The organism is Methylotenera versatilis 301 (genome assembly GCF_000093025.1).
GTDB lineage: Bacteria > Pseudomonadota > Gammaproteobacteria > Burkholderiales > Methylophilaceae > Methylotenera > Methylotenera versatilis.
The window spans coordinates 700,191-726,408 of the sequence record NC_014207.1 but is presented as its reverse complement, the minus strand read 5'-3'; the positions used below and the strand labels follow the sequence as shown (position 1 = coordinate 726,408).

Sequence of the window (26,218 nt, the reverse complement as noted above, 5' to 3'; positions counted from 1 at the left end):
ATTACTAAGAACCGTTACATATTTGTCATAAATTTAAGTGTAAGCACTTGTTTTTCTGAGGCCGTACTTAAACCAAACAATCCAGTTAAATTCAAGCAGAGTTTAACGTCTACAGGAATAAGTAAATTGCGTCTAAGTAGGCTTGTCCAAAACCACAAGCACCCACACTTATCAGTTGTTAAATTGTTAAAGAGCTGTGTCGAAAATATGTTTTCTTTTCAACTTCTCGTCAACGCTTTGCGTTAACGAGGTGCGCATTATACAGAGCTTTTGAGCCGCGTCAATCATAAATTTGAAATGTTTCTTATTTATTATTGACGGTATTTTGACACACTTTAAATCTTTGGTTGCGGGAACAGGATTTGAACCTGTGACCTTCGGGTTATGAGCCCGACGAGCTGCCAGACTGCTCCATCCCGCGTCCGATTCGACGTACTTGTCGTCGAGAGGTGAGACTATAGCAAACCTAGCTATTTACTGCAAGAACATTCGCAGTTTTATTTGCGTAATTATGAGTTTCTTGGAGCGGGAATGGATTTTAATCTTGGCGCAAGCTAGCCTGTTAGCGCATTACGCTACGAACATAATCTAGGTCTTCTTGTGTATCTACGCCAGCTGCGGGGGCATTTTGAGAAATTGATACTGAAATTTTATACCCATGATGTAGTACACGAAGCTGCTCTAACGATTCTATCTGCTCAAGTGCGCTTGGTTGAATTGTTGCATACTGCTTAAGAAATTTTGCGCGATAAGCATAGATCCCAATATGTCTATAGACAGGCATATTGTCGGGCAGGTCTGAATTGGTCGCGAAAGCATCTCTAGGGTATGGAATTGGCGCCCTGCTGAAATATAGTGCATTACTTTGCGCATCTAAAACCACCTTAACGATATTAGGATTTAAGAAGTCGGCTTTGCTATGTATTGCGTGACATGCGGTTGCCATGACTGACTCCGGATGATTGCTTAAAGTATTAGCGACCTCAACAATCAAAGAAGCTTCTATCAAAGGTTCGTCACCTTGCACATTAACAATAATAGCGTCATCAGACCATTGCTGCGCCAATGCCACTTCTGCGATTCTATCAGTGCCACTCACATGATCGGCTCGCGTCATCATGACTTGGTGACCATATTGATTGACCTCATCAACGATACGCAAATCATCAGTTGCAACGACAATTTCTTTAGCGCCGCTACTTTTTGCACGTTCCGCAACCCACACTACCATAGGTTTGCCCGCAATATCTAGCAACGGCTTACCAGGCAGCCTAGTGCTAGCATAGCGCGCAGGAATCACCACATAGAACTCTAGTGCTTGAGATTTCAAACTAGGCGATTTCCTCATCTGTTAACTTACGCGCTTCTTCTTCCAACATCACGGGAATACCGTCTTTAACTGGGTACGCCAAACCGGCAGACTTGGAAATTAACTCATTCGTTGTTTTATTAAAGATAAGCGGACCTTTAGTTACAGGGCAAACTAAAATTTGTAGTAGTTTTGTATCCATCATTAAGTTCTCAATTTTTGCAAAATAAGTGTAATAAGAGATGTTTGACTTGGAGCACTTATAGTGGCTGCAACAGGCAAACACCATGCATCACTCGTAGTGAATGTTGCACATTTTACGGCATCTTTTTCTGTCATTAGAATAGTTTTACCTGAAAACTGCATTAAGTCTTGCTTTGTAAACGCATGATGATCGGCAAATGCCTTACGCTCAAATTGTAGACCTAAACCAGACAATTGATTAAAAAACCGCTCGGGATTTCCTATGCCTGCAATCGCCACTAATTTTTTATTAGTAAAGTAGCTAGCGGGCTGTTTGGTTTCTGAACCATTCACAGATTCAAAGCATTCGCCATGTAACGTCATATTAAATATCGGCGCTTGCCGAGCTTCTTTAAAAGCAACAGTAAGAGCTGCGCCGTTACCACTATCTACAATTGCATCTACAGATTGTAACCTTGAGAACTTTTCTCGGAGTGGTCCCGCTGGTAATAAAAATTGATCGCCAAACTGACCATTTGAATTAACCAAGGCAATCTCAATATCGCGCTGTAAGGCATAATGCTGTAAGCCGTCGTCACTAATAATCACATTACATTCTGGATTCGCTTGCAATAAAGCTTGTCCAGCAGCTACTCGATCAGTTCCAACGAACATAGGGCAAGCCGTTCGCCTGGCAATTAACACGGGCTCATCCCCTACTAATTGAGGATGACTATTTGCAAATACAGCTGTTGCTAGATTTGAGCTCCCGCCATAACCTCTACTTATGATTCCAGGCTTAAAACCTGCAAGCTGCAACTGTTCTGCCAGCCAAATAACAAGTGGCGTCTTACCTGTTCCACCCACAGTAATATTACCAACGACAATCACAGGTATGCTTAAGCCAGTGCTTTTTAACCAACCGAGATTATATAAGGTCCTTCTAACAGAGATAATGACAAGAAAAACCCAAGAAAGTGGAATGAGTAAAATATGCCATAAACTGTATGAAGACCACTGTTTTTGGAACCAATTATTCATCTGCTCAAGCGGATAATTAGGTGGTTAATTGAATTGCTTTTGATACAGTTTTGCATAATGACCACCTAGCGCCATCAAGTCAGCATGCGTGCCACTTTCTACGATTTCACCTTGCTCCATGACCATAATGCGATCTGCGTTTTCAATGGTGCTCAATCGGTGTGCGATGACAATACTTGTGCGATTTTGCATCAAAGTGTCCAACGCGGCTTGAACGTGCTGCTCAGATTCAGTATCCAAAGCAGAAGTAGCTTCATCTAACAATAATATCGGTGCATCCTTTAGAATCGCACGGGCGATGGCAATACGTTGTCGCTGACCTCCTGACAAACGCACGCCTCTATCCCCAATCTCATTTTGCAAACCTTTGGGTAATTGCTGAATAAAATCCCAAGCAAATGCTGCCTTTGCAGCGTTAATAACATCTGCCTCACTTGCGTTGCGCAATACGCCATAAGCGATGTTGTTAAACACCGTGTCATTAAACAAAATTACATCTTGGCTGACCAATGAAAACTGCTGGCGCAAATCTGCAAGCGACAAGGAGCGCATATCAACACCATCCAACAATACTTGCCCTTGTTGAAGCTCATAGAATCTTGGCAGCAGGTTAACTAACGTGGTTTTGCCACCGCCAGATCGCCCTACTAAAGCCAATTTCTCACCCGATTTTATATTAAAACTGACGTCTTTCAGCGCAGGACGCTTGGCGTTATTGTAAGTAAGGTTCACATGCTTAAATTCAATCTCACCTTTGCTGCGGCTAAAGGCTTGATTGCCTTCATCTAGCTCTGGTTTAATATCAATCACCCCGAATACGCTTTGCGCAGCAGCAAGCGCTACCTGAACATCTTCGTTCATCGCCGTAAGATTCTTAATTGGCGCAATTAGCATCAACAATGCGCCGACAAATGCGGCAAATTCTCCCGCACTAAAACGACCAACAGCGTAGTAAACCACTAAGCCTAATGAAACGGCGGCAAGTAACTCTACCACCATACTATTCAAACTAGAGAGTCGCGCCAAGCGGATTTGCATATGACGATTTTTATTGACCACTTTTGCAAAGCGCTCATTTTCATAGGCTTGCGCACCGAAAATCTTAACAATACGCTGTCCAGAAACGGCTTCTTCCGCCACTTTAGTCATCTCACCAATGGATGACTGCACTTCTTTACCTGCATTGCGCAACTGAGGGGTCATTGTTTTTAGATAGAACGCCATGATAGGGGCGATTAAGACAAAAATCATTGTCAATCGCCAGTCCAAATAAATCATATAGCCAACGATGCCAACCGTAGTTAAAGAATCACGCACTAATGTTAGCGAGGATTTTGTAGCAGCATTCGCCATCTGCTCTACATCATAGGTAATTTTGGAAATCAAAATCGCCGCAGATTGCTCGTCAAAATAGCTAATCGGCAGTCGCATCAGTTGGCGGAAAATATCTATCCGCAAGTCGCCAACGATGCGTCGCGCAACCCAGCGCATAGAAAAACCTGAGAGAAATCCAGAAAATGCACGGAATGCCAATAACCCAAATAGCATGAAAGGCAGATACCTGACCATGTCAGGGCTTTGTTTCACGAAGCCTTCATCAGTTACTTGTTTGATGGTTGCCAAAAAGAGAGTATTGCTGGCTGACAAAAAGACCAAGGCAAGCACGCCAATCAAAAAGACTGTTTTATATTTCCATGCATATCTAAATAGACGTAAATATAATACTTTTGAATTGGGTGTGCCGGATGTATTTAGCTTTTGCATTGCTTCTTTAACGGTAGTTTTCGACATTTTACCGTCAACGTTGAAAATCAAAAAATGAATGTGACAAATAGAAAATCAAGCGCCTGCTTTTGATTGCGTCGCGAACGTAATGTGCGTGTAACCCGCTGTGCGTGAAGCTTCCATTACATCGATCACGAATTGGAAAGCGCCTTTAGCATCAGCATTGATGATAATAGTCGGCTCTTCTTTACTGCCATTCACTGCGGCTTGGAGAGCTGCACTAATCCCCTCTACTGATGAATTAGCTAAACCTTTGCCATTCACAATATATTTGCCTGTTGCATCTACACCCACTTCAATCGTCAATGGTTTTTCTTGCGGTGCATTAGCTTCAGCCGTTGGCAGGTTAATTTGTAATTCACTGGTGCGCGAGAACGTTGCACTGACGACCAAGAAAATAATGATCACTAGCAATACGTCGATTAAAGGCACGAGATTCATCTCTAGCTCTTCATGGCGCTTTCCACGTTGAAAATTCATGTTGTATTCCTTTAACTAAATTCGTTTCAAATCACATTAAAACAAGTCGCTTTTACAAAGTCAGTACAGTAAGTACGGCAAGTAAAAGCAAGACTGTATCAATATGATGTAACACGAATTATTTGCGTTCACCGTGAATAATTTCAACCAGCTTAATCGCTTGTTGCTCCATACCTACCAACAAGTCGTCTACTTTTGATCGGAAATAACGGTAAGCAATCATCGCTGGCACAGCTACTACAATACCAGCCGCAGTGTTATATAAAGCGACAGAAATACCACGTGCAAATTGAGCAATATCATGACCCGTACTAGTAAACGCACCAAACAACTCAACCATACCAATCACGGTACCCAGAAGCCCTAACAATGGTGCAACAGTTGCGATAGTACCTAAAGTCGAGAGATATTTTTCTAAACTATGCGCAACCGCACGACCTGTTTCTTCAATGGCTTCTTTAGTGATTTCACGTGAGTTTTTTGCATTAGATAACGCACTAGCAAATACCTGCCCTAATAGTGAGTGTTGCTCTAAGCGACTGATTGTTTCTTTGGTCACACCGCCTTTGTTAAGCCATGCCTGCACTTCTGGCAACAGGTTCGGCGGTGCTACTGTGCTCTCACGCAATGCAAAAGCACGCTCGCCAATAATTGCCAAGGCTACCACTGACGCTATGATTAGCGGCCAAATTGGCCAACCCGCTGCTAAAATAATTTGCCACACAGTGCAACTCCTAAAATTGGATATTAATCGTGATGAATTGTTTGTAAAAAAACTTGCTGAAACTAATCCCCGATACTTTAGCTTGTCGCCCGCATTTGGGCAAGCTTCTAGTGCATTGCTTTACAAACTTTACATGTCACTAGAATTTAATTGTTGATTTTAATTAAGAGGCTCAAAACTATCCTGCCAGTAGCGTTTATATTGATTTCGCCAACTTACAATTTGAATATTACGCTTACTCACAAAATTCATTTCAATCGCACCATTGTAATCAGATCGATACAACAGACTTTGCGTTGCTCGATAGCGCTCAAATACGACAGGCTTAGGGTGACCAAAGCGATTCAAATAGCCATTAGTAAAAATACTGACTCGAGGTGCCACTGCTTCAATAAAATCAGGCGTTGACGAGGTTTTGCTACCATGATGCGGCACGACTATCACGTCACTTTTTAATTGATCGGCTTCTAAATTAATCAACTCAAGTTCATCAAGCTTTTCAATATCACCTGTCAGCAACACACTGCCAGCTTGGCTAGTCACTTTTAATACGCAGCTTCGGTCGTTATCTTTGATATTTGCATCATCGTAGCTTTCAGCACGCGGATGCAGCATTTCAAACTGCACGTCATCCCAAACCCAGTGTTGACCTGCAAAACAACGCATTTTTCTTTGCGTAGCTGGAATATCCGCATCTTCTGGCAATGAGCTATCGAGCCACGTAACAGTCATCAACGCTAAGACAGACGCCATGCCACCACTATGATCAATGTCATTATGGCTAACAACAAAACCATCCACTTTCTTGATGCCTTCACCATGCAAAAATGGCACGACTATTCGGCTGCCTGCGTCACTTTGTTCATTATACTTAGGGCCAGAATCGTAAACCATGTTGTGTTTAGCGGTCTGCACGACCACACTTAAACCCTGCCCTACGTCTAACACGGTTACTTTCATATCGCCCAATGCAGGTCGCGTCGGCACAAGCAGCAAAATTGGCAGAAAGCCTAGCAAACCCATCCAACGCATAGGAAAGCCACGCGGCAATAATAACCAAAGCACGCCCAGCATGGCTGGGATCAATGTCCATGCAGCTGGTTCGTGTTGTTGCCAAATGGCCGCCGGTAATTGATTAAGCCATTTAAGTGCCAGCATACCAACTTCTAAAGCTTCGTATGATAAATTTAACGGCGTATCGATAGGCAAAAAGCTTCCCAGCAATGCCAATGGTGTGACTACGAAACTAATCAACGGAATCGCAAAGGCATTGGCAATGGGAGAAATGACTGAAGCTTGCCCAAACAATACTAATAATAGTGGCAACATGCCGATGGTGACAGCATATTGCGTTTTTAGCGCCGCTTGAAACCAATGAGCTTGACCGACACGCCCACCCAGCGCATAAGCCAACATCGCGACAGCGCCAAACGACAACCAAAAGCCTGGCGAACTCACCGCCCAAGGATCGAGCAAAACCACAATCAACAACGCAATTGCCAAGACTTGTGAAATAACTAATTGCCGACCTGACCACAATGCAACAGAAAAGACCAAAAGCATATAAAAAGTACGTTGCGATGGCACAGAGAAACCTGCTATCAACGAGTATGTTAAAGCGACAACTACGCCAGCAAACGTAGCAGCTTTACGTGTGGGCAATTTCATCACTAATTGGTGACTTCGCCGCCAGAAAAAACTCACGAAACCAAACGCCAAGCCAGCTAGCATCGTAATATGAAGGCCCGAAATCGACATTAAATGCGAGGTGCCTGTGCGCAAAAACACTTGCCAATCTTCCACACTAATTTGACTATCATCGCCCATCACCAGCGCTTGAATAACGCCGCTATATGGCTTGCCAGCCAGCACCTTTGTGATCCGCTTTTGCACTTGTTCACGAAATTGCTCAACGACATAGCTAGACCGCCAAACGAAGTCGTCTATTTTTTTGAGACCTGCTTTGCTTTTTATGCTGCCTGTAGCACGTATATTTTCCGCTAACGCCCAAGATTCGAAATCAAAACCATGCGGATTCACCGTACCATGTGGTCGCTTTAAACGCACCACTAGCGACCAACGCTCACCTGCATGAAATTGATTTAATTCTGCTGCATCATCTACAGCGTCTTTATTACTATCACGATTACCGCCATGCGAATACGCGCGGTATTGATTCAAGCTGATATGTTTGGGAACGATTGCGCCCGTTGTAAGTATCTTCTCTACATCGAATTTAAAGCGTTCACCACGTTCTGTGGCTTCTGGCATGCTCGCCACCACTCCCTCAATGGCGATGTCTTTTTGCTCCCAAACATGTGGCAATTCATCGTTCATGCGCCAATAAGCAAAACCACTCGCCCAGCAAACGCCTAATAAAAAGGCAGCTATGCACAATAAAGTTCGCTTTAAAACCTTGGAGCTAAGATAATTGGGACTAAGATAATCAGGTAAAAAGCGCGAATAAGCGACTGAAATAGCAACAACAATAAAAAAAGCGCAAGTCAGCCAAGTCACACTTGGGAGTTGCGCTAATTGCTGCACATTCCAAGCACCAAAAACAAACATTAGTGCAGCTAAAATCACAGCGCGTCTTACCTACAAAGGTTGTAGTTTGCCGTCAACCAGTTTGTATTGGCGCTGCATTTTTTTGGCCAACTCTAGGTCATGCGTTACCACCACTAAGCTTCTTTGTTGCAGTTGATTTACTTCCAGCAACAAATCAAAGACCGCATGTGCAGTGTGTCGATCGAGATTACCAGTAGGTTCATCAGCCAAAATGCATTGTGGTTGTGTGACCAATGCGCGCGCCACTGCGGCACGTTGACGCTCACCACCTGAAAGTTCGCCTGGCATATGCTCCATACGATGTTTCAAGCCAACTTTAGTGAGCGTTTCAGCCGCCAATGTAAGCGCTTGCTCTCGTGGCATACGCCGTATAAACAGGGGCATGGCAACATTTTCAAGCGCGGTAAACTCTGGCAATAGGTGATGAAACTGATAGACAAAACCTAGCGACTCATTGCGAATTTCACCTTTCTTGGCTTCACTCATGGCAGCAAGATTTTGGTCGAGAATACGTACTTCACCACTACTTGGCGCATCTAAGCCACCCAGCAAATGTAATAAGGTACTTTTGCCAGATCCAGAGGTCCCGACAATCGCAATTTGCTCACCTGCGCTCACATTTAGGTCAATGCCATTTAATACCGCAACTTCTAAACCCTCATAGGTTTTATGCAAGTCGCGGCAAAACACTATGCTGCTAGTCTTGTTATTCACCATGCTACTCATAACGTAATGCCTCAGCTGGGTTGATTTTACTAGCGCGCCAGCTAGGATATAAAGTGGCAAGCAGACTTAATACAAATGAAACGATCACGATTGTAGTCACATCAGACCAAATTAAATCCGAAGGCACTTCGCTAATTTGGTACACATCTTTTGCCAAAAATTGTATGTGAAATAAACCTTCAATAAACGGAATAATCACATCAATATTCAGTGCAACAATCACGCCAAATACGGCACCTATTAAGGTACCAATTAAGCCGATTAACGCGCCTTGCACGATAAAAATCGCCATGATACTGGCTGGACTAGCACCAAACGTGCGCATAATCGCAATGTCGGCACGTTTGTCTGTCACAGCCATCACTAGCGTGGAAACGATATTAAACGCGGCAACGGCCACGATTAACGTCAAAATAATAAACATCACGCGCTTTTCCATTTGCACAGCTTTGAAAAAATTCGAATGCTGCTGTGTCCAATCGGTCACGTAATAAGCGCCAGTTGGGTTGGAGGGTTGATTCAAGTCTTTAGAAATTGATGCGGCTACATTAGGCGCAATAAATAGATCATCCAACTTTAGGCGAACGCCAGACACTTTATTGTCCATACGGTAAAGCTTAGCTGCGTCATCCATGTGAATGAGCGCCAAGCCAGCGTCATACTCCTGCATGCCACTGCTGAACAAACCAATCACGGTAAACTGTTTTAAGCGTGGCACAACGCCCGCTGGCGTAAACTGCCCCTGCGGCGCCATCACAACGACTTTGTCGCCCATTTGCGCGCCTAAGTTATACGCCAAGTCCGTGCCTAAAATTATGCCAAACTCGCCCGCACGTAAGTCATTTAAACTGCCAACGCGCATGCTCTTGCCTAAATCGGCGACTTTATCTTCAGCCGCAGGTATCACACCGCGAATAATGGCACCCTGCACGCCTTGACCGTAACTCAGCATAGCCTGTGCCGTAATATAAGGTGCGCTCGCCAACACGTGCTCACGTTTAACCGATGACTCAGCAATATTCGGCCAATCACTCAGCGTGTTATTGCTGCCAGTAATTTCCAAATGCGACGCCACACCCAAAATTCGCGTACGCAGATCTTTTTGGAAACCATTCATCACTGACAGCACAATAATGAGCGCCGCCACGCCCAGCGCAATGCCTATCATACTGGTGAGTGAGATAAATGAAATGAAGTGATTTTTACGTTTAGCACGCGTGTAGCGCATGCCAACGAATAATTCAAATACGGAGAAACTAGCGATGAAAGATTTTATTTTTTGTAACATAGGCTAAATTCTAACAGGGTTACAGAGTTGCTTAGCAACAAATTGTAATCATGAATAGTGTTAAAGATTGTGAATTTAGAACTTAGTCGTTTTGATACTCGAAGACTTACTTTAAGACTTACTTAAAAATATATTTAACTAGACTGAATGACTTTAATGCGCAAGTGCAACCGCCTTTAATTGCTGACTGAATGAAGTGCATTCCTTATCCAGTAAAGAGTTTAAAGCGGATGGCTTATGTTTAAGATAGCCCTGAGTAAAATCTACGCCCATCTCTTTGAGCATATTTTCTACAGCTTGGCTTTCAACCCATTCGGCAATCGTTCTTTTGCCAGTGACTTTAGCCACCTCCGCAATGCAACGTACAGTGGCCTGACCAATCTTATTTTCAAGTAAATCAGTGATAAATTGCCCGTCTATCTTCAAATAATCTACCGCCAAATTATTAAGATAACCAAAAGATGAAACACCACTGCCAAAATCATCAAGAGAGAATTTAACGCCATGCTGATTCATGGCTTGAATAAAGTTCTGAGCCGCAGCAATATTGGTGATTGCTGCGGTTTCAGTCACCTCAAAGCAAAGCTTGCTGCAATCAATCGCTGTTGTTTCAATGAGGTTCAATACATAACTATGAAAAGCAACATCGCCTAAAGATTGTCCAGAAAGATTCACAGAAATAGTTTCGATATGGCTAAGTGAGTCGACATTGACTTTCATCCACTCAAACATTTGCGCAATCACCCAACGATCGATGCGCGAAACCAGATTAAACCGCTCCGCTGCGGGTAAAAAAGCATCAGGTTGAATAAATCCGCCAGATTTGTCTTTCATGCGAATAAGGATTTCGGCATGCTCTAAACCTTGGTGCTTAAGCGGCATAATGCGCTGACAAAACAATACAAAGCCATCGTATTCCAAAGCCTGCTCAATACGGCTCACCCACCGAACGTCACTTCTATGCGTTTCGGTTAAATGATCATCGTAATAAAGATGCAGGCGATTTCTGCCAGCCAGCTTTGCTTCTGAACATGCGCTGTCTGCCGCGCGCATCAGGCTAGTATCGCTAGTCCAGTTTTTATCTATCATCACCAAACCCAAGCTGGCATCTATGCAAAAACTTTGCTCGTTAGACATAAATCGGAACGCTTCAATTGAACGGCAAATTTTCTTTGCAATGGCGATTGCTTTTGCAGTGTCACATTGATACAAAATCACAGCGAATTTATTGTCGCCTATCCTGGCCAGCGTATCGGTATTGCGAATACATGATTGCATGATCCCGCCAACTTCTTTGAGCAAGGCATCACCAGCAGAATGTCCACAGCTAATATTAACCGCCTTAAGCTGATCCAAATCAATGTACATCAAGGCGTTTTGCAGGTCTAGTCCGCGATTTTCGTTGATAAATTTTTGTAGCCTGTGCTCAAACTCATCCCGATTAACTAGTCCCGTCAGCGTGTCGTGCGTGGTGCGGTATGAAAGCTCCTCCGCCATTTGGCGCTGCATAGCCATATCGTTAAACACTAAAACCGTACCTATCGCTTTACCTTCACTATCAAATATGGGCGAAGCAGAATCATCAAGGATTGCTGATAAAACGCTAGACTTGGATTCAATTGCATTGATGGCGCTTTCCCGAGCCTGTAGTGTTTTACTTGCAGCAGCCTTGGCTTTAAACCACTGGCGCTGTTTACCCAATAATCGATTAGACGAAGTTTTAGAAGAGGTTTTAGTGCCGCAAGTTTCTTTTGCCTGCTTGGCCATTTCATCAAACAAGCGTTCAGGCATAGAGTCTAACGCTATTGAGCGTTTAACTCTTACAGATCGAGCTTGTTCATTTTTTGCTAGCTTTGCGGATTGCATCATTGTTAACCTTTAGTCCTTACTTGCTAAATCTAACTAAATTTAGACAAGCACCTATAAGCTTAATTTACAGCATGACCAATATTTTGTAGTTAAAAGTCAAAGCTATATTCTCCTGCCAGATTAGCCATTCAAATTTACTATGCTGCCATGTAGTCAATATGCATGATTAATGCAAACATATTGACCACCAAGTCTTGCAACAAGTCTGATAAAATTACGCTATGTTTACAGGAATCATACAGACCGTAGGTCAAATCGAACGCGTAACGCCAATGGGCGACGACGTAAAGCTCAATATTAGCTGCACAGGGCTAGATATGCTGGACGTTAAAATTGGCGACAGCATCGCGGTAAATGGCGTTTGCCTCACTGCTATTACTTTTGACGAATCACATTTCGAAGCGCATGTTTCCAAAGAGTCCCTCTCAGTTACCATCGGGCTTGATAAGCCAATTGCAGTCAATCTGGAAAAAGCATTACGACTGAGTGACAGGCTAGGTGGCCACTTGGTGAGTGGCCATGTGGATGGCGTTGGCGAGGTAGTGTTTTTTGAACCATTAGGCGACTGCTGGAAGCTGGATATTCGCGCACCACACGCTATTTCAAAATATATTTCAGTCAAAGGCTCAATTTGCGTAAACGGCGTGAGTCTTACCGTGAACACCATTGCCTCAGATGTATTTAGCATGAACTTGATTCCGCACACATTAGAAAATACCTCGCTACAATTTTTAAAAGCTGGAAGTCGGGTTAATTTAGAAGTTGACCAAATCGCGCGCTATGTAGAACGCATGACACTTTGGGCAGCAGAGCCAGCTGGCAGCTAATAAACAAGAAATTAAGGAAACATCGACTGAATGAGTAACAATCAAACAATCAGCACGGCAACCATTAGTTCCGCACAGGAGATTATTGAAGAAATCAAACACGGCCGCATGGTGGTGCTAGTCGATGACGAAAATCGCGAAAACGAAGGCGATTTAGTCTTAGCCGCAGAATTTTCCACTGCAGAACATATCAATTTCATGGCGAAACATGGTCGTGGTTTGATTTGCTTAACCTTGACTGAAGACCGTTGCCGTCAGTTAAACCTAACAAAAATGGTACAAAAAAATGGTGCGCGCATGGGTACTAATTTCACGGTATCAATTGAAGCAGCTGAAGGTGTCACTACTGGCATTTCTGCAGCAGACCGCGCACGCACGGTGCAAGCGGCCGTAGCAAAAAACGCAAAACCGCAAGACATTGTCAGCCCAGGGCATATTTTTCCTCTCGCGGCCATGGACGGTGGCGTATTAGTACGCGCAGGTCATACTGAAGCAGGTTGCGACTTAGCTAAGTTAGCAGGCTGCGAACCCACTAGCGTGATTTGCGAAATTTTAAAAGATGACGGCAGCATGGCACGTTTGCCAGACTTAATGCTGTTTGCCGCCGAACATCAACTTAAAATCGGCACGATTGCAGATTTAATTCAATATCGCGCACAAACCGAACGCCTAGTTGAGCGCGCGGCAGAACGCACCATTCAAACACCTTACGGCGAAATGAAGCTGATTGCCTATCGAGATAAAATCGCTAAAGAAACGCATTTAGCACTCATTAAAGGCGAACCAAATGCCGCACAAGAAACACTAGTGCGCGTGCATGAACCGCTTTCAATTTTCGACTTACTGGATAGCAGCAGTTGCACACATAGCTGGAATACACTGGATGCGATGAAAGTGATTGCCAATGCCGAATCTGGCGTCATGGTGTTATTGCATCAGCAAGAAACTGGCGAGGCTATCATCGAGCGCATTCAAGGCGCTGATGAGAAAATACGCATCAATCAGGAGTTGCGTACTTACGGTATAGGCTCACAAATACTGTTAGATATTGGCGTAGGTAAAATGAAATTACTTGCCACACCGCGCAAAATGCCAAGCATGACAGGCTTTGGCTTAGAAGTGACGGGTTATTTAGAAGCTAGCAACAATAGCTAATAATAGATTAAGAATAACCATACCAATCAACCAGATATGTTAGAATAAACCATTGGAAAACATCAACCTCACAGGTCATTTTCTCATCGCGATGCCCGCCATGACAGACCCATTTTTCGCTAAATCCGTCACATTTATCTGCACGCATAATCAAGAAGGTGCCATGGGTGTGATGATTAATCGCCCTACTGACATCACCTACGACACGCTGTTTGAAAAAATCAAAGTAGAACTACTCAATTTTGCAGTTGCTGACACGCCTGTGTTGTATGGCGGACCTGTGCAACCTGAACGCGGTTTTGTTTTACATGAAACATCCGCTGGCGAATGGGATAGCACCATCACTATTGCAGAAAATACCGCACTGACTACATCTAAAGACATTTTAGAATCTGTCGCAATTGGTAGTGGCCCCGCAAAAATGCTGCTAACACTAGGCTATGCAGGCTGGACACCAGGACAACTTGAGGAGGAAATCAAACAAAACTCATGGCTATCTGTACAGGCAAAAGACGTAGAAACTTTACACAAAATTCTGTACGAACTAGATTACGATGAAAAACTCAATGCAACCATGGCGCTATTAGGGGTTGACCCTGCCATGCTATCTGACGTGGCAGGTCACGCTTAATGGCGAACGTTGTTAATGCAAAACCAGCAACTCACGGCCAACTGATAGATAACGAAAGCGTTTACGACGCCAAAATAGTACTAGCCAGCACCGTCTTGTGTTTTGATTTTGGTGAGCAAAGAATAGGCGTAGCCGTTGGCGAGCACTTATTAGCCTCGGCCAATCCGCTGGTGACGATAGACAATGAAAGCAACGAAGTTCGCTTTGAAGCGATTAGCAAACTAGTCAAAGAGTGGCAGCCTAAACTACTGATTGTGGGCTTGCCATTAAGTTTAGACGGCGCAGAAACCAGCGTCACACAACTCTGCAAAAAGTTTGCAAGGCGACTAAATGGCCGCTTTAACTTACCCGTCGTGCTCATTGATGAACGCTACAGCTCAGTTGAGGCGAGCGATTTATTGAATCAATCTGGGATTAAGGGCCGCGCGCAAAAAGAAATGCTGGATCAAGTCGCCGCGCAAACCATATTGCAAAGCTATTTTAGTGGCTTATAAAATTGCCTCACTTTGAATGTGAATGATGATTACAGGTAAAATACAGAAATGACTTCAAAAAACATCTCATTACCTCATGCTGAAGACCTGCTCAAAACGCTGGCTCAAAAAGTTCAACCCTTACTACAAGCCAATACAGCACTCGTCGGCATTCAAAGTGGCGGCGTTTGGTTAATGCAAAAGTTACTAGTTCTATTAGAAAAAGATATCGCCGCCAATGCTATTGAACATGGCACATTAGATGTGTCGTTTTATCGTGATGACTACGAAAAGCGCGGCTTAAAAGCTGAAAACCGCCCGAGCCAGATTCCATTTGACGTCGAAAACAAGCATATTATTCTGATTGATGACGTTTTTTACACCGGCCGTACTACACGCGCGGCTATGAACGAGTTATTTGATTATGGTCGCCCTGCTAGCATTACTTTGGTTGCACTTGTAAACCGTGGTGGCCGCGAGTTGCCAATTGCACCGCAAATTACTGCTGCTGATATTGCTTTAGATGCTAGTCAGAATTTGCAACTCATACAAAATCAAGATGGCACTTTAAGCCTTGAGCTTCAATCCTTGAACTTTAATCAAAGCCAGGTACACAAACATGAATAACCCGCAATTAGATGCCGATGGCCGTTTACGACACTTGCTTTCTATTGAAGGCCTACCAAAAAGAATATTGAATCAAATACTAGATACCGCTGAATCTTTTGTAGGGGTGGCCGAGCGTGAAGTTAAAAAAGTACCACTTTTACGCGGCAAAACGGTATGTAATTTGTTTTTTGAAAACAGCACCCGCACCCGCACCACCTTTGAAATCGCAGCTAAACGTCTTTCAGCCGATGTCATCAGCTTAAATGTGAACACCTCCTCGCAATCTAAAGGCGAAACCATTTTAGATACCGTCGACAACTTAATCGCTATGCATGCGGATATGTTTGTGGTGCGCCATTCTCAATCTGGCGCGGCGCACTTTATTGCGAAGCATGTCCCTGATCATATTCACGTCATTAATGCTGGTGATGGTCGCCATTCACATCCAACACAAGGTCTGCTGGATATGTTTACCATACGCAAGTACAAGCCTGACTTGCACAATCTGCGTGTGGCGATTGTCGGCGATGTGCTGCATTCACGTGTAGCACGCTCTGAGATTCACGCTTTGACAACATTAGGTGTACCTGAAGTGCGCGTCATTGCACCAAAAACGCTGCTTCCAACGCAAGTAGAAAAGCTAGGCGTGCACGTGTTTCATGACATGAAAACTGGGCTGAAAGACGTGGACGTGGTGATGATGTTACGCTTACAAAACGAGCGTATGAATGGTGCGATGCTACCCAGCGCACAAGAATATTTTAAAACCTATGGCCTCACTCAAGACAAATTAAACCTCGCTAAACCAGATGCTATCGTACTGCACCCGGGACCAATGAACCGCGGTGTAGAAATTGATTCTAGTGTAGCGGATGGCAGCCAATCTGTTATTTTGCCGCAAGTCACTTACGGCATCGCCGTTCGCATGGCAGTAATGGCGATGCTGGCTGGCGGGCAAAATTCTGGCAGCCAAGCGGGGAGCCAAGCATGAAAATTCAAATCAAAAATGGTCATGTCATAGACCCTAAAAACAACATTGATAGTCAGCTAGACGTATTCATTGCTGCAGGCAAGATAGTCGCGCTAGGCAAAGCGCCCGAGGGTTTTATCGCCAGTCAAACCATCGATGCTAGCAATTTAATCGTGTGCCCTGGCTTGGTTGATTTATCTGCAAGATTACGTGAACCGGGTGATGAATATAAAGCGACGCTGATTAGCGAACTGCAAGCCGCAGTAGCTGGTGGCGTCACTAGCCTCGCCTGTCCTCCTGATACGGATCCAGTGCTTGATGAACCAGGTTTAGTAGAAATGCTCAAACATCGCGCTAAACAGCTTAACCTTGCGCACGTTTATCCGCTAGGCGCGCTTACACGCCAACTGCAGGGCAAAGTACTGTCAGAAATGGGCGAACTGCGTGAAGCAGGTTGTGTTGGCTTCTCACAAGCCAATATTGCCATTACCGATACGCAAGTGCTATGGCGCGCAATGGAATACGCAGCGACTTTTGGCTTTACTTTATTCCTGCACGCTGAAGAGCCATTTTTAGCCAAAGATGGCGTCGCACATGACGGTGAAGTCGCTAGTAGATTAGGTTTAAAAGGCATTCCAAGCGCAGCAGAAGCACTTGCACTTGCCAGCATATTACGTATTGCCAAAGAAACAGGTGCACGCATTCATATCAGTCGCTTATCAACAGCTGAAGGCGTGGACATGATACGTGAGGCTAAAAAGCACGGTGTGAATATCACTTGCGATGTGAGCGCCAACCACTTGCACCTGACGGAACATGATATTGGCTTTTTTGATGCGAATTGCCACCTAAAACCACCACTTAGAACGCAACGTGATAAAGATGCACTGGGCGCAGGCTTAAAAGATGGCACCATAGACGCTATTTGCTCAGACCACACTCCTGTAGATGACGATGCTAAATTAGCGCCCTTTGCAGAAGCTGAGGTTGGCGCAACGGGCTTAGAGCTATTGCTTGCACTTACCCTCAAGTGGGCTAATCAGGAAAAAACAAGTTTGGCTAAAGCAATAGCGCTTATCAGCCAGTCTTCAGCAAAAATACTAGGTATTGCTGCAGGTGATTTAAGCGTGAATGCTAACGCGGATATTTGCATCTTTGATGCGAATGAGTACTGGAAAATTGTACCGAGCGCGCTCAAAAGCCAAGGTAAAAATACGCCATTTAACGGCCTAGAAATCGCAGGAAAAGTTAAAACCACCTTGATTAACGGACAAGTCGTGTATCAATCAGAGTAAATTATTGTTAGGTTTGCAGCTAAGCCATTGACGGAAAAGGATTACAAGCGTTCAATGTCATGATTCCTTGAATCAAGTGAGTGTATTTTTACAACTGTTAATAGCAACTTAGGAGCGTAATTATGTTTTCATGCTGTTTTTGGTGGTTTTTGCTTGGTGCACTCGTTGGCTGGTTACTCAATTGGTTGTTATGTCGTTTCCTAGCTTGCCGCGGCAGTAAATGTTGCAATAAACCATCAAGTTGCTGTGACAATACGCCCAATACGTTATTAGACAAGAAGCCTGCTGAAACGTCACCAGCAGCACCGACTCCTAAAGCAGAAACCCAAAAAACTAAAGCACCACAAGCTGTCGCTACTCAAGCACCTAAAGCTTTTGTAGTCGACGCCGCAGCAGCGAAAGCTGCCGGATTCAAGCTAAAAGGCCCTAATGACCTCACCGTAGTAGAAGGCATCGGTCCAAAAATCAACGAACTATTCAACGATGCCGGTGTAAATACGTTTGCGGAATTAGCACAGCAAACCGCGCCGCAGATGCAAAAAGTATTGGATGACGCAGGTGCTCGCTATAAATTAGCCAAACCTGGCACATGGGCACAACAAGCCGCATTAGCTGCCGAAAATAAATGGGCTGAACTTAAAGCGCTACAAGAAAAATTGACTGGCGGCGTTTAAACAAACTTTAAACTACAGGTGTTTTTAGCCTGCCGTTCTTGATAGTTTTATCGCATAAGGAGCGTTAGCCCATGATGAATTCAACACCTCATGTCCACAAAAGCAGTTGTTGCGCTAGCCATACCTTCTGGACTTGGTTATTAGCCGCATTATTGGCAATCTACTTATACTGGCATTGGCAACACGGCCATGGTCCTGCACATGCAGCAGCGTGCTGTACTGCCACAAGTAGTAACGCTGCTCCCATAGTAGAAAGTGCCGCTTTCAACTTTACAGCGAGCAACGCACACGGCTATAACGCCTCCGGCGATGCTAGCAACGTAGCATGGGCAGCAAAATCCGATGCATTAAGCACGTGGTTTAAAGGTGGTGCCGATTGGGTGATTACTGGTGATGCAGCCAAAGTCACATTAACAGGTAACGTTGATAGTGAAGACATCAAAAAAGCCAAAGGAGCTGAAGCACAGGTCTTTTTCGGGACTGATGTCACTATTGATAACCAGTTAACGGTAAAGGTGCCTGAAGCCCTACATGCAGCCACAGAAACACCAACAGCCAAGCTTTACTTTGATACAGGAAAAACCACCTTACCTAGTGATGCCAGCCAAACGCTTGCCGCCACAATAAAATGGCTAAAAGCTTATAGCAGTATGAAAGCCGTGATTTCTGGCTATAGTGACCCACGGGGTGATTTAGCTAAAAATGAAGAACTTTCTAAGAGTCGCGCAAAAGCCGTACGTGAGATGCTAGAAGATGCGGGTATCGATGAAGATAGAATAGAAATGCGTAAACCTGAAATAGTAGAAAGCGGTGGAGATCTAGGTGCAGCTAGACGCGTAGAGGTTTCTATAGAATAGCTAGGGTTGACTAATCGTTAACTCCTGTAAAAAAGCCGATGTATTCATCGGCTTTTTTATTTTGTAAATCTAACGTTTAAGAAGTCACTGAAAAACTAAACGATTCCAAGACTATCAAGCCCCTGCGATAAGTCTTTTCCGTGTGAAGCTTTTCCATCCAACTTAATTTTGAGTCGAATATCATTCACCGAGTCAGCGTTACGTAAGGTATCTTCATATGTAATCACATCCGCCTCATGCAAATCAAACAGCGCTTGGTCAAAGGTTTGCATACCCAACTCGCGTGATTTGGCAATGATAGATTTAATTTCATGCACATCACCCTTAAAGATTAAATCTGAAATTAACGGTGAATTCAACATCACCTCCATCGCAGCAGCACGCCCTTTGCCCTCTTTTTTAGGAATCAGTCGTTGTGAAATAAAGGCACGTGTATTTAATGATAAATCCATCAGCAACTGATGGCGGCGTTCTTCAGGGAAGAAGTTAATAATACGGTCCAAGGCCTGATTAGTACTATTTGCATGCAATGTCGCCATGCATAAGTGACCCGTTTCAGCGAAAGCAATCGCATAATCCATCGTTTCACGGTCGCGAATCTCACCAATCAAAATCACGTCTGGCGCCTGGCGCAGAGTGTTTTTAAGTGCGATATGCCAGTTATCCGTATCCACACCAATTTCGCGCTGGGTGACAATGCAGTTGATATGTTCATGCACAAATTCCACGGGATCTTCAATGGTAATGATATGACCGTAGCTATTTTTATTGCGATAGCCAACCATTGCCGCTAAAGAAGTCGACTTACCTGAACCAGTACCACCAACAAAAATCACCAAACCACGTTTGGTCATGGCAATATCTTTTAACACTTCAGGTAGACCTAAATCTTCAAACTCTGGAATTTTTGTAGTAATCGTTCTAAATACCAAGCCCACAGAACCACGCTGGACGAAAGCATTCACACGAAAGCGCGCTACACTTGGAATACCAATAGCAAAATTACACTCATTAGTCGCATCAAACTCGGAGGTTTGTTTATCATTCATAATAGAGCGTGAAATTTCACGCGCCTGCTGTGCTGATAACACCTGGCTGCTCACTGGTGTTACTTTGCCATCTATTTTCATGGCTGGTGGGAAACCAGCGGTGATAAATAAGTCTGATGCATTTTTTGCAAGCATCAACCTCAATAAATCAAATACAAACTTCTCTGCCTGACCTTTTTCCATTATTGACCTTTACTGTTTTACAAAACTTTAGCTTTATGTCCAAGTGGTTAATTCTAAATAAATTAATTCCAATCAACCCATAATGGAATCTTTATTCGCAGCTTTTGCACGTGCCTCATTCGCAGAAACCACATTACGTTTTACTAAATCTTGTAAGTTTTGATCTAACGTTTGCATACCCACATTTTGACCAGTCTGAATAGCTGAATACATTTGTGGGATCTTAGCTTCGCGAATCAAGTTACGAATCGCAGGGGTACCAATCATGATTTCATGAGCGGCAACGCGGCCCTGTTCATCTTTAGTTTTCAATAAAGTTTGTGAAATAACAGCGCGTAAGGATTCGGATAACATTGATCGCACCATTTCTTTTTCAGCGGCAGGAAAAACGTCAATAATACGGTCAATAGTTTTAGCTGCTGAACTGGTATGTAGTGTACCAAACACCATGTGGCCAGTTTCTGCCGCAGTAAGCGCCAAACGTATCGTTTCAAGGTCACGCATTTCACCCACTAGAATCACATCAGGATCCTCACGTAATGCGGAGCGTAAAGCGTTATTAAATGACAGGGTATGTGGTCCAACTTCACGCTGGTTGATTAAACACTTCTTAGAAGTATGCACAAACTCAATCGGGTCTTCTACCGTCAAAATGTGACCGAATTCTTTATCATTAATGTAATCAATCATCGCTGCCAAGGTAGTTGACTTTCCCGAGCCTGTTGGCCCAGTCACCAAGCAAAGTCCGCGTGGCGTGTCAGCAATATCTTTAAAAATAGCAGGACAATTAAGCTCTTCTAATGTCAATATTTTAGATGGAATGGTACGAAACACTGCGCCAGAACCGCGCTGGTGGTTAAAAGCATTGACCCGAAAACGTGCCAAATTGGGAATTTCAAACGAAAAGTCACACTCCAAAGTCTCTTCATACACTTTACGCTGACCATCGCTCATGATGTCGTACACCATGTCATGCACTGCGGTATGATCTAAAGCCGGCACATTAATCTTACGAATGTCGCCATGCACACGAATCATTGGTGGCAAGCCAGCTGAAAGATGTAAGTCCGATGCTTTATTTTTAACTGAGAATGCGAGTAAATCTGAAATATCCACAACGTGCTCCTGTTATAATTTTATTGTAGCTGTAATTTTTTAGCGCAATTTTCGACACTTAAAACACGTAGAAAACCCGCATTTTAAAAATCGGCCTTTAACAACAGGCTCATTATTTTGTGTAAATTTAGGCTTAGTGAATTATGACCACAATTGGCAATCGCTTGCAAGATATTCTAGCAATAATTCACTCAACCATATCCGCCAGTCAATATAGGTCTGCGAGTCAATCAGTGCAACTATTGGCAGTAAGTAAGGCTCAGACATCGCAGGCAATACGTGAAGCATACTTGGCGGGTCAAACCATGTTTGGCGAGAACTATCTACAAGAAGCGCTAGACAAACAGGTTCAACTCAACGATTTAGCCATTGAGTGGCACTTTATAGGGCCTATTCAAAGCAATAAAACACAACTGATTGCCCAAAACTTTGCTTGGGTTCATAGTGTAGATAGACTTAAAATTGCTCAACGGCTGAATGATGCAAGACCAGCCAACCTCGCGCCATTGCAAGTATGCATACAAGTGAATACCAGCAATGAAGCTAGTAAGAGTGGTGTGTCTACAAATGAATTAGAGGCGCTAGCTACGGCGATTGTGAAAATGCCACGTTTAAAGTTGCGCGGCTTGATGGCTATACCAGAACCAAGCAAGGATTATAATCAGCAGCGCAGCCAATTCAAACAAGTGCGAGAATGCTATGATGCATTGCTAGCCCAAGGTTTTGCTTTAGATACGCTGTCTATCGGCATGTCTGATGACTACCAAGCGGCAATTGAAGAAGGCTCAACCATTGTTAGAATTGGCTCAGCTTTATTTGGTGCTAGAACATATGGCAATAAAACACTAGCTCCTGAACTTACGTAATTGAACAATAAAATTAAAACAATACAATTAGGATTAATAAAAGAATGAAAATTGGCTTTGTTGGTGGCGGAAATATGGCTAAAGCCATTATTGGCGGCTTGAAGAACAATGGTTTTGATACGACTGCAATCACAGTATTGGAGCTTGATGCGCAAAAACGTACAGAACTAAACGCCACGTTTAATGTACGAACAAGTGACAACTATGACGAGATTCGCAACAGTGATGTGATTGTTTTGGCAGTTAAACCGCAGCAGTTACGCGAAGTATGCCTTCAAGTTACGCCAATATTAGGTGCTCAACTTATTATTTCTATCGCTGCCGGTATTAGAAGTGCAGACATTTCACGCTGGTTGAATCATTATCAAGCCATCGTCCGCGTCATGCCAAATACGCCGGCACAAATACAGGCTGGTGTTTCTGCCTTATACGCACTCGCAAGCGTTACCCAGCAGCAACGCGAGCAAGCTACGACAATACTCGACGCCGTAGGTAAAACACTCTGGCTAGACGATGAATCAAAGATGGATGCAGTGACGGCAATCTCCGGCAGCGGCCCAGCTTATGTGTTTTATCTTATCGAAGCCTTGCAGGAAGCGGGAATTGGACTAGGGCTACAATCTGACGAAGCACAGATGTTAGCTTTACAAACCTTTGCAGGAGCTGGTTTACTTGCCGCACAAAGTACGACGGACATCAAAACTTTACGCGCTCAAGTGACGTCCAAAGGTGGCACGACGGAACAAGGCATACTCGCACTAGAAAATGCTAACATTAAGAGCATCATGCTACTTGCAGCGAAGGCCGCTGCCGATAAATCACGCACTTTAGGGGATGATCTTGCTAAGTAACGCGCTTTTATTCCTCATTAAAACCATATTGGATTTAATGACACTAGTATTTCTATTGCGTTTTTATTTTCAGTTACTGAAAGTGCCCTTTCAAAACCAAGCCGCACAAATGGTAGTCTCTTTGACCAATTTTGCAGTAAAACCTGTACGCAAAGTCATACCCAGCCTAGGTAAGCTAGATGTATCCACGTTGCTGCTTGGCTATTTCTGCCAACTACTACTCACTGTGTGCACGTTATGGCTGAGTGATTACCCGTTATTCATTGTTGGCAGTGGCATTTGGTTAAAAATCTTCGCCATTGCACTTCTTGGTACTATCAGCATCAGCATAGCTATTTTCTTATATGCAGTGTTAATACAAGCAGTATTAAGCTGGGTTAATCCTTACACGCCCATTGCACCTGTTTTAAATAAATTAACCAACCCAATATTGAGTTTTTTCAGAAAGTTTATCCCAGCGGCTGGTAATATAGACTTAACACCGCTAGTTTTCATTATCACGGCACAGTTATTGCTATTGACTATATTGGTTCCTTTGGAAAACAACTTGTTTAAATCAATAATAAGTTAATATTAGACGACATTATGAGCATGCTACCTACCGAAAAAGTATCTGACCAGCCAGGCCTTGTGACCTCTAGCTTAAGTACAAAAATCACTGAATATAGTGAATGGCGTACCAGCCTGATTGCCACTATCGACGAGTATATCGACTGGTTAGGGCAATCAGACTCACTAGATGCGGTACAAGAACTAAGACTTTACGACATCAAAGAAATCTTGAAAAAAGATCAGCTAGTGATGGCATTCTTAGCGGAGTTCTCGCGCGGCAAAACTGAAACAATCAACGCGCTGTTCTTTTCAGACTTTAATCAACGTTTACTGCCAAGCGCACCTGGCAGAACCACCATGTGTCCGACTGAGATATTCTGGGATGCTCGTGAAGAGCCTTGCATTAAACTGCTACCAATTGAAACCAGACAGACTGACGACTCACTGACTTATCTAAAAACTACATCAGATATCTGGCATAAGATTCGTCTAGATGTGACTTCGCCAGACTCGATGAAAGAGGCGCTCAAAGCTTTAATCCAAAAAAGAGAAGTTAATTTAGAAACCGCTAAATCACTTGGTTTTTGGAATGAAGACGACCCAAGTATGCGTCGATTGCTTGCTGAAAAAGGAACGGTAGAAATTCCAGTATGGCGCCATGCTTTAATCAATTATCCTCATCCACTGCTTAGAAACGGTTTAGCCGTGATTGACACCCCAGGCCTTAACACTATGGGGGCAGAGCCAGAGTTAACGCTCAGCATTATCCCAAATGCGCACGCGGTGTTATTCTTAACCGCAACAGACACGGGCATTACTAAGTCTGATATGCAAATTTGGACAGAGTACGTTCAAAAACGCGCCGCGCACAAACTGGTCGTATTAAATAAAATCGATATCCTTTGGGATGGCCTTGAATCTGAAGCGGAAGTTGACGCGCTCATACAAAAGCAAATACAAAATACTGCTCGTGAATTAGGTTTAGATTCACGCAATATTTTTGCGATGTCTGCGCAAAAAGCTTTGGTCGCCAAAATTAGAAAAGATGCAGCATTACTAAAACGCAGCGGCATCGGTAGCTTGGAAGACGCGCTCGCTAATCAACTTATAGAATCTAAACATGAGATCTTAGGTCGCGCAGTGGTCACTGAATGTTCGAATATGATACGTTCATCCCGAAAAGTCGCGCAAATGCGCGTAACAACCATGAAAAGCCAGCTTGCTGACTTGAAAGAAATTCAAAGCCAAAATCGTGATTCCTCTAAAGAAATTCTGGCAAACGTAGTCGCTGAGCGCAAACGATATGAAGCCTCTGTGCTGACATTCAATCAAGGTAGCGAAAAAATCAAACGTCTAAGCGACAAACTTTTACGTCATCTTAGTCTTGGTTATCTAGATACTACGCTAGAGCAAACCAAGCAGGACATGGGTGATAGCTGGACGACTGTTGGTTTAAATAAAGGCATACGAAGCCTAACCAAATTAGCAATCAATTTAGCTGAAGAAATTAAACTCGAAGGCAAAACAATTAAAAAGCATGCGGATGATTTGTATCACTTATTTTGGAGCAAACATAGCTTTGAAAAAACTGAGGCAATAGAGCTCGATATGAGTAGCTTCATCAGTAATATGCAATCTCTAGAGAAGATTACCAATGATTTTTGTACCGACCCCGTCAATGTATTAACGGAAAAGCACTTTTTAATTCGTAAATTCTATTTAGGTCTTGGGGCACAAATTCAAGCGAATTTTGAACAAGCGCATTTAGAGTGTAATCGTTGGTTGAATGTTGTCATTGGCGAGCTTAAAACACAGATTAGCTCACACAAAAAGTCGCTAGATAAACGTGCTGAATCTTTGATGGAGTCTCACAACAGTGCAGATAAGCTCATTAAGAATTTAGAATTGACCGAAAAAGAATTTTCTAAGCTTCTGCAGCAATCAAATCAGCTAGATGCGATTTTGCTAAAACTAATGCGATGCGCTAAGTTCGATGCATCTAAACCAAGTCCAGCCAGCCTCAATGCGCCTAACTTAGACAGCAATGGCTTTACCAAGCCCCCCCTTGTTGCTGACGCACCACATATTGGCCGCAGCTTAAACTAAGTAACACATTAGGTCATACACCCGCTCAACG

At 43.6% G+C, this 26,218-nt stretch carries 25 protein-coding genes and 1 tRNA gene; 13 read left to right on the top strand and 13 right to left on the bottom strand.

What is annotated here, in order from left to right; all coding sequences use genetic code 11:
• Positions 1–344: 344 nt before the first annotated feature.
• The 11 genes from M301_RS03420 to M301_RS03370 form a co-directional block, all read right to left on the bottom strand.
• Positions 345–421 (bottom strand) — tRNA-Met (locus M301_RS03420).
• A 141-nt stretch (positions 422–562) separates the two neighbouring features.
• A complete protein-coding gene (gene kdsB / locus M301_RS03415) occupies positions 563–1,348 on the bottom strand; it encodes a 3-deoxy-manno-octulosonate cytidylyltransferase (RefSeq protein WP_041359345.1) in 786 nt (261 codons plus the stop codon).
• A complete protein-coding gene (locus tag M301_RS03410; RefSeq protein WP_041359746.1) occupies positions 1,332–1,511 on the bottom strand; it encodes a Trm112 family protein in 180 nt (59 codons plus the stop codon). The genes kdsB and M301_RS03410 overlap by 17 nt, the downstream gene beginning before the upstream one ends.
• Positions 1,512–1,513: 2 nt before the next feature.
• On the bottom strand, positions 1,514–2,533 hold the full coding sequence (gene lpxK, locus M301_RS03405) for a tetraacyldisaccharide 4'-kinase (protein WP_013147364.1): 1,020 nt from the start codon (positions 2,531–2,533) through the stop codon (positions 1,514–1,516).
• 24 nt (positions 2,534–2,557) lie between these two features.
• A complete protein-coding gene (msbA, locus tag M301_RS03400; protein ID WP_013147363.1) occupies positions 2,558–4,324 on the bottom strand; it encodes a lipid A export permease/ATP-binding protein MsbA in 1,767 nt (588 codons plus the stop codon).
• Between the two features lie 48 nt (positions 4,325–4,372).
• Positions 4,373–4,798, bottom strand: coding sequence for an ExbD/TolR family protein (locus M301_RS03395; RefSeq protein WP_013147362.1), 426 nt, complete (start codon positions 4,796–4,798; stop codon positions 4,373–4,375).
• Positions 4,799–4,916: 118 nt separating this feature from the next.
• A complete protein-coding gene (locus tag M301_RS03390) occupies positions 4,917–5,522 on the bottom strand; it encodes a MotA/TolQ/ExbB proton channel family protein (protein WP_013147361.1) in 606 nt (201 codons plus the stop codon).
• A gap of 159 nt (positions 5,523–5,681) precedes the next feature.
• Positions 5,682–8,090, bottom strand: a complete 2,409-nt coding sequence (locus tag M301_RS03385; RefSeq protein ID WP_041359344.1) for a DNA internalization-related competence protein ComEC/Rec2 — start codon at positions 8,088–8,090, stop codon at positions 5,682–5,684.
• A gap of 30 nt (positions 8,091–8,120) precedes the next feature.
• On the bottom strand, positions 8,121–8,816 hold the full coding sequence (gene lolD / locus M301_RS03380; protein ID WP_013147359.1) for a lipoprotein-releasing ABC transporter ATP-binding protein LolD: 696 nt from the start codon (positions 8,814–8,816) through the stop codon (positions 8,121–8,123).
• Positions 8,809–10,104, bottom strand: a complete 1,296-nt coding sequence (locus tag M301_RS03375; protein ID WP_013147358.1) for a lipoprotein-releasing ABC transporter permease subunit — start codon at positions 10,102–10,104, stop codon at positions 8,809–8,811. Before M301_RS03375 ends, lolD begins: the two co-directional genes overlap by 8 nt.
• A gap of 153 nt (positions 10,105–10,257) precedes the next feature.
• Positions 10,258–11,973 (bottom strand): EAL domain-containing protein, encoded by a 1,716-nt coding sequence (locus M301_RS03370; protein WP_013147357.1) that lies wholly within the window; start codon positions 11,971–11,973, stop codon positions 10,258–10,260.
• Positions 11,974–12,194: 221 nt separating this feature from the next.
• Here M301_RS03370 and M301_RS03365 point away from each other — a divergent pair, with 221 nt between their 5' ends.
• The 9 genes from M301_RS03365 (at position 12,195) to M301_RS03325 (ending at position 19,464) form a co-directional block, all read left to right on the top strand.
• Positions 12,195–12,800, top strand: a complete 606-nt coding sequence (locus tag M301_RS03365) for a riboflavin synthase (protein ID WP_013147356.1) — start codon at positions 12,195–12,197, stop codon at positions 12,798–12,800.
• A 30-nt stretch (positions 12,801–12,830) separates the two neighbouring features.
• Positions 12,831–13,955: a bifunctional 3,4-dihydroxy-2-butanone-4-phosphate synthase/GTP cyclohydrolase II gene (gene ribBA / locus M301_RS03360; RefSeq protein ID WP_013147355.1), complete on the top strand. Its 1,125-nt coding sequence runs from the start codon at positions 12,831–12,833 to the stop codon at positions 13,953–13,955.
• Positions 13,956–14,007: 52 nt separating this feature from the next.
• Positions 14,008–14,586, top strand: coding sequence for a YqgE/AlgH family protein (locus M301_RS03355; RefSeq protein ID WP_013147354.1), 579 nt, complete (start codon positions 14,008–14,010; stop codon positions 14,584–14,586).
• Complete coding sequence (ruvX, locus tag M301_RS03350) at positions 14,586–15,080, top strand: Holliday junction resolvase RuvX (protein ID WP_013147353.1); 495 nt, start codon at positions 14,586–14,588, stop codon at positions 15,078–15,080. The genes M301_RS03355 and ruvX overlap by 1 nt, the downstream gene beginning before the upstream one ends.
• Positions 15,081–15,128: 48 nt before the next feature.
• Complete coding sequence (gene pyrR / locus M301_RS03345) at positions 15,129–15,686, top strand: bifunctional pyr operon transcriptional regulator/uracil phosphoribosyltransferase PyrR (protein WP_013147352.1); 558 nt, start codon at positions 15,129–15,131, stop codon at positions 15,684–15,686.
• Positions 15,679–16,659, top strand: coding sequence for an aspartate carbamoyltransferase catalytic subunit (locus tag M301_RS03340; RefSeq protein WP_013147351.1), 981 nt, complete (start codon positions 15,679–15,681; stop codon positions 16,657–16,659). Before pyrR ends, M301_RS03340 begins: the two co-directional genes overlap by 8 nt.
• Complete coding sequence (locus M301_RS03335; protein ID WP_013147350.1) at positions 16,656–17,933, top strand: dihydroorotase; 1,278 nt, start codon at positions 16,656–16,658, stop codon at positions 17,931–17,933. The genes M301_RS03340 and M301_RS03335 overlap by 4 nt, the downstream gene beginning before the upstream one ends.
• 122 nt (positions 17,934–18,055) lie before the next feature.
• Positions 18,056–18,607, top strand: a complete 552-nt coding sequence (locus M301_RS03330; protein WP_013147349.1) for a hypothetical protein — start codon at positions 18,056–18,058, stop codon at positions 18,605–18,607.
• 71 nt (positions 18,608–18,678) lie between these two features.
• Positions 18,679–19,464, top strand: a complete 786-nt coding sequence (locus tag M301_RS03325) for an OmpA family protein (RefSeq protein WP_013147348.1) — start codon at positions 18,679–18,681, stop codon at positions 19,462–19,464.
• A gap of 95 nt (positions 19,465–19,559) precedes the next feature.
• Here the strand turns inward: M301_RS03325 and M301_RS03320 are convergent, their stop codons facing one another.
• A complete protein-coding gene (locus tag M301_RS03320; protein ID WP_013147347.1) occupies positions 19,560–20,696 on the bottom strand; it encodes a PilT/PilU family type 4a pilus ATPase in 1,137 nt (378 codons plus the stop codon).
• A gap of 72 nt (positions 20,697–20,768) precedes the next feature.
• Entirely contained in the window at positions 20,769–21,812 is a 1,044-nt protein-coding gene (locus M301_RS03315; protein WP_013147346.1) for a type IV pilus twitching motility protein PilT, read from the bottom strand.
• Between the two features lie 143 nt (positions 21,813–21,955).
• On the opposite strand from M301_RS03315, the gene M301_RS03310 reads away from it, so the two are divergent.
• The 4 genes from M301_RS03310 to M301_RS03295 are packed head-to-tail and all read left to right on the top strand — an operon-like array spanning position 21,956 to position 26,187.
• Positions 21,956–22,678 carry a YggS family pyridoxal phosphate-dependent enzyme gene (locus M301_RS03310; RefSeq protein WP_013147345.1) on the top strand — a complete coding sequence of 241 codons (723 nt, stop codon included), beginning with the start codon at positions 21,956–21,958 and terminating at the stop codon, positions 22,676–22,678.
• A gap of 44 nt (positions 22,679–22,722) precedes the next feature.
• On the top strand, positions 22,723–23,529 hold the full coding sequence (proC, locus tag M301_RS03305) for a pyrroline-5-carboxylate reductase (RefSeq protein WP_013147344.1): 807 nt from the start codon (positions 22,723–22,725) through the stop codon (positions 23,527–23,529).
• Positions 23,513–24,100, top strand: coding sequence for a YggT family protein (locus tag M301_RS03300; RefSeq protein WP_013147343.1), 588 nt, complete (start codon positions 23,513–23,515; stop codon positions 24,098–24,100). Before proC ends, M301_RS03300 begins: the two co-directional genes overlap by 17 nt.
• A gap of 14 nt (positions 24,101–24,114) precedes the next feature.
• Complete coding sequence (locus M301_RS03295; RefSeq protein WP_013147342.1) at positions 24,115–26,187, top strand: dynamin family protein; 2,073 nt, start codon at positions 24,115–24,117, stop codon at positions 26,185–26,187.
• Positions 26,188–26,218: the final 31 nt, after the last annotated feature.

Coding starts and splice junctions, on each gene's coding strand:
- M301_RS03300 (WP_013147343.1), top strand. CDS start 23,513: ATGATCTTGCTAAGTAACGCGCTTTTATTCCTCATTAAAACCATATTG.
- M301_RS03325 (WP_013147348.1), top strand. CDS start 18,679: ATGATGAATTCAACACCTCATGTCCACAAAAGCAGTTGTTGCGCTAGC.
- ruvX (WP_013147353.1), top strand. CDS start 14,586: ATGGCGAACGTTGTTAATGCAAAACCAGCAACTCACGGCCAACTGATA.
- M301_RS03410 (WP_041359746.1), bottom strand. CDS start 1,511: ATGGATACAAAACTACTACAAATTTTAGTTTGCCCTGTAACTAAAGGT.
- ribBA (WP_013147355.1), top strand. CDS start 12,831: ATGAGTAACAATCAAACAATCAGCACGGCAACCATTAGTTCCGCACAG.
- M301_RS03340 (WP_013147351.1), top strand. CDS start 15,679: ATGAATAACCCGCAATTAGATGCCGATGGCCGTTTACGACACTTGCTT.
- M301_RS03395 (WP_013147362.1), bottom strand. CDS start 4,798: ATGAATTTTCAACGTGGAAAGCGCCATGAAGAGCTAGAGATGAATCTC.
- M301_RS03375 (WP_013147358.1), bottom strand. CDS start 10,104: ATGTTACAAAAAATAAAATCTTTCATCGCTAGTTTCTCCGTATTTGAA.
- M301_RS03335 (WP_013147350.1), top strand. CDS start 16,656: ATGAAAATTCAAATCAAAAATGGTCATGTCATAGACCCTAAAAACAAC.
- pyrR (WP_013147352.1), top strand. CDS start 15,129: ATGACTTCAAAAAACATCTCATTACCTCATGCTGAAGACCTGCTCAAA.
- M301_RS03330 (WP_013147349.1), top strand. CDS start 18,056: ATGTTTTCATGCTGTTTTTGGTGGTTTTTGCTTGGTGCACTCGTTGGC.
- M301_RS03310 (WP_013147345.1), top strand. CDS start 21,956: ATGACCACAATTGGCAATCGCTTGCAAGATATTCTAGCAATAATTCAC.
- M301_RS03320 (WP_013147347.1), bottom strand. CDS start 20,696: ATGGAAAAAGGTCAGGCAGAGAAGTTTGTATTTGATTTATTGAGGTTG.
- lpxK (WP_013147364.1), bottom strand. CDS start 2,533: ATGAATAATTGGTTCCAAAAACAGTGGTCTTCATACAGTTTATGGCAT.
- lolD (WP_013147359.1), bottom strand. CDS start 8,816: ATGAGTAGCATGGTGAATAACAAGACTAGCAGCATAGTGTTTTGCCGC.
- msbA (WP_013147363.1), bottom strand. CDS start 4,324: ATGTCGAAAACTACCGTTAAAGAAGCAATGCAAAAGCTAAATACATCC.
- kdsB (WP_041359345.1), bottom strand. CDS start 1,348: ATGAGGAAATCGCCTAGTTTGAAATCTCAAGCACTAGAGTTCTATGTG.
- M301_RS03370 (WP_013147357.1), bottom strand. CDS start 11,973: ATGATGCAATCCGCAAAGCTAGCAAAAAATGAACAAGCTCGATCTGTA.
- M301_RS03295 (WP_013147342.1), top strand. CDS start 24,115: ATGAGCATGCTACCTACCGAAAAAGTATCTGACCAGCCAGGCCTTGTG.
- M301_RS03385 (WP_041359344.1), bottom strand. CDS start 8,090: ATGTTTGTTTTTGGTGCTTGGAATGTGCAGCAATTAGCGCAACTCCCA.
- proC (WP_013147344.1), top strand. CDS start 22,723: ATGAAAATTGGCTTTGTTGGTGGCGGAAATATGGCTAAAGCCATTATT.
- M301_RS03365 (WP_013147356.1), top strand. CDS start 12,195: ATGTTTACAGGAATCATACAGACCGTAGGTCAAATCGAACGCGTAACG.